Consider the following 3,403-nt stretch of genomic DNA (forward strand, 5'->3'; position numbering starts at 1 on the left):
CCACCTTGAGAAGCTGACGACTGAGGTCAGCTAAGTCATCCTGAGTCTTAACCTGGCCAACGATTTGATCAACCAGTTTTTCATCTAATTTAACGCTCATTGTTATTCTCCCCTTTGGAGGTTTAACGACAAGCGTTTACACAATCTTAATTACAGCCTCGACCAGATCCGTAATTGATTAGTTATCTCCCCCAACGATAGTTTCTCCCAGTACGTAGTTTGTTTACTTATTCTTTCTTTCTTTACTTTCTAGTTTCTAGGGATTGGCTGTTTTTTGCCCAAAAAAGTCGCGTTTTGTCCCCCATTGAGTCCCAGTCTGTCCCCTATAGCCGAATTTTTATCCTTATTGAGTCCTATTCTGTCCCTTAATAAGTCCTATTTTGTCCCCTGCTAGTCGCGTTTTGTCCCCTATTGCCATCATATTAATCGTACGTCCATCCGTTTTAGGCTGGTTTATAGGGGACAAAAGTAGACTTTAATAAGGGTAAAAGTTATGTTTTACCCCTATTAATCAGTTTCCGTGAAGGGGAAGCGAGGCTTATGTCATCAAACGATCTTATTTCCATTCCTTTTGTCGATATGGCGACGGATAAGGTTGTGATACGCCATGATTTTGAGGAGGCTCGCTATTCTCTGTCTAACATGGGTCAAAAGGTTTTTTATGAAATTCTGGCAAAGCTGGATTCGTTTAAAAGGGCGAGTGATCAGCTTGTTTGTTTAAGGGCTGCTGAGCTGGAGCGGATCGGTATAGGGTATACGAAATCCACCATATATCGTCAGTTTCGCAGTGCCTGTGAAGAAGTTCAGGATATGAAGGTGCTGTTTTACGGAGAGGATGAAGAGCACATCTACAAAGGCTCTATCAATATATTCAGGGGCACTGCTTCCAAATTCAGAAAGAGCGCTGATCAGCCTAAACTGGTTGAGGCTTATTTCGCCATCAGTCACGATGCCGCACCTTATCTGACTGAGTTATCTAAAGATATGCGTTTTACTCAGTTCCTGGCGGATCAAATCAGAGCCTTAAAAAAAGCTCCGTCAATGCGTCTTTATCAGTGGCTAAGAAAACATCACTGGATCACCATACGCCGACCTGAAACAACGGTAGAAATCTATCTTGATGAGCTCAGATGCAAGCTGGATTACAAGTCATCGTATAAAACGTGGAAGGATTTTAAACTCAGGATACTTGAGCCAGCGGTGGCTGAGGTGAATGATATTTCCGATATTTGCTGCGCTTATGAAACCGCTAAAACCGGAAGAGGCGGAAAAATTATAAGTCTTGTGTTCTCTATCTGGAATGCCGACACCTTCTGCCCATCTGAAGACCCGGAAGCCAGAGAACTGGAAGGACAGCTAATTGACAGCGACTTGCCAGAGCTTGATAGCGGTCTTGCGGCAATGATTCGTATGCAAGTTCCCGGTATTGATGAAAATTCATTGGCAACACTGGCTGTGTATCAAAAGGAAGTCATCATGGAATCCCTGATGGATTTCGTAAGGATGTCAGCGGAAAAGTCATTCCGGGACCCGGTGAAGTATTTCACAGGAATTGTTAAAAGGAAGACTTCTGAGGACAAGCAGGGAGGGTCAGGCGGAAAAGAAAAATCCTTGAATGACAAGCTCAGAGACCGGAGTTGGGCTGAAGGCCTGGATTTATTCGGCGAAAAATCGCCGAACGGAGAGGCAACGGGGTAGCCGCAGTATGACGCTGAATATTTGAACAAGGCTGATCGGCGAAGGGGTAACAACCCTTATCAGGGCGATAGCCATGAGCCAGGCACTGGCAAGAGCCTATAACCGTAGAGTTTGCAGCAGGAAAGAAAAACAGGTCTTCAGGCAGGCTGAATTTGCTGGCTGAATTTGCTGAAATATTGGTTGTTTTTTAATCAGCTTTTTACAACATGTTTATACTCCTTGTTTTTATTCTTTCTTGTTTTTAATCTTGTTTTTAGCACTGCTACAGCCCTTTGTTTTAGAGGCCTGTAGAAGCTTATGGTGGAGAAATATTATGCTAAAGGTGGAGAAATATTCTGTGTGATTAACAGGGTTAACCACAGAAATTGGGGATAAGTCCACAGCTTATGCTCATATTTTCGTTTGTGTCGGTGCCTGTTTTCTAATAATGTGAAAAAAACTTACCTCTCATATTTTATGAAAAAAGACCTGACCATTGTAAAACATAATCACCTGATTGAGGCCAGTTACCGACTGAATCTTGATGAACAGCGACTGGTGCTTGCCTGTATTGCGAAAATAGATCCCAGAGTAGGAAAGGATTTCCCTGACGAGATCACGGTGACCGCCCAGGAGTTTTCCCACCATTTCGGGCTTAAACTGACCGATAGCTGTGAACTACTCGCCCCTAAAGGGGCAGAGCTTCCAATAAGACAGCTACCGGAGTAACGGCCATTATCTTCTTTTTTGACGTTTCACAGCCAGTTGCAATAGAGGGCTTGCCCTTTACCGGTTTACGCTTGGCTCCACGTCCTTTAACCAGCAGGGGAATACCCTTGCCAGTCAACTCGCTTTTCAACAGAACCGTCTAAAAATAATTTGATTGCGCGTTTCTTCACTACGAAACTGGCATTGCTGTCAGCATTGTCAACGTGTCCACAGCTACCGCAAAGAAACAGGTCTTGTGTCTTCCGGTTGTCGGGGTGAGTGTAATCGCAAGGAGCGCACTCTTGACTCGTAAGGGGTGCAGGAATCTTGAAAACGGCTTTTCCTGCCTTTGCTGCTTTGTAATGTGTATAGGTTTCCAGAAAGTGCCAGCCTACATTGAGAATGGCTTTGTTTAATCCAGCTTTCTGTTTGGCCTTGTTGGATATGAACTTTCCGTTGCTGTCCTGCTTGGCCTTTGGCTTCCGTGTCATGTTGGAAGTTTTCAGGTTCTCGAAAATAATAACCTTTGCCTTGCTGTCGACCATTTTCCGGCTGGTTTTGTGACAGAAGTCATTTCGGATATTGGCTACTTTTTTATGTTGTCTGGCAATATTGTTCTTGGTCTTTTGCCGACGGTTTGAACCTTTTGTCTGTTTAGCTAATCGCCGTTGCAGCCGTTTAAGGTAACGCTCCCGATTGTCTTTGTTTCGCTTCTGATTAGCGGTAAAGTCGTATCTTGCTACACCAGTATGAACCGGGATAGCAACACCACGATCTACACCAATAACATAGTCTTCCAGCCATTCTTTAGACGCACCCTTGAGATACTCCAGATGTTCTTTGTCGGTGGTTGGTTCTTCTGATCCATCGTCGAAGCAGAAAGAGACTGTATATTGACCGGCTTCCTTCCTGATATAAATTGACTTTGGTTCACTGAATCTACGGTGAGACTTGAAAGACAGATAGCCAATGTTATTGTTTTTGGTTCCAATGAACAGACGGGTGACTCCATCATCGC

At 44.0% G+C, this 3,403-nt stretch carries 3 protein-coding genes; 2 read left to right on the forward strand and 1 reads right to left on the reverse strand.

The genetic code is table 11. From position 1 onward, the window contains the following. Window positions 1-540 precede the first annotated feature (540 nt). Window positions 541-1,698, forward strand: coding sequence for a replication initiation protein (locus RM811_RS01405; protein WP_402520041.1), 1,158 nt, complete (start codon window positions 541-543; stop codon window positions 1,696-1,698). Between the two features lie 429 nt (window positions 1,699-2,127). Further along, a complete protein-coding gene (locus tag RM811_RS01410; protein WP_402520042.1) occupies window positions 2,128-2,406 on the forward strand; it encodes a replication initiation protein in 279 nt (92 codons plus the stop codon). A gap of 86 nt (window positions 2,407-2,492) precedes the next feature. Here the strand turns inward: RM811_RS01410 and RM811_RS01415 are convergent. Next, window positions 2,493-3,403: RNA-guided endonuclease InsQ/TnpB family protein (locus tag RM811_RS01415; RefSeq protein WP_402520044.1), on the reverse strand; the 911-nt coding region annotated here is incomplete at its 5' end.

Origin of the sequence: Endozoicomonas sp. (assembly GCF_031844845.1) — a bacterium.
In the GTDB taxonomy this organism is placed as follows: domain Bacteria; phylum Pseudomonadota; class Gammaproteobacteria; order Pseudomonadales; family Endozoicomonadaceae; genus Endozoicomonas.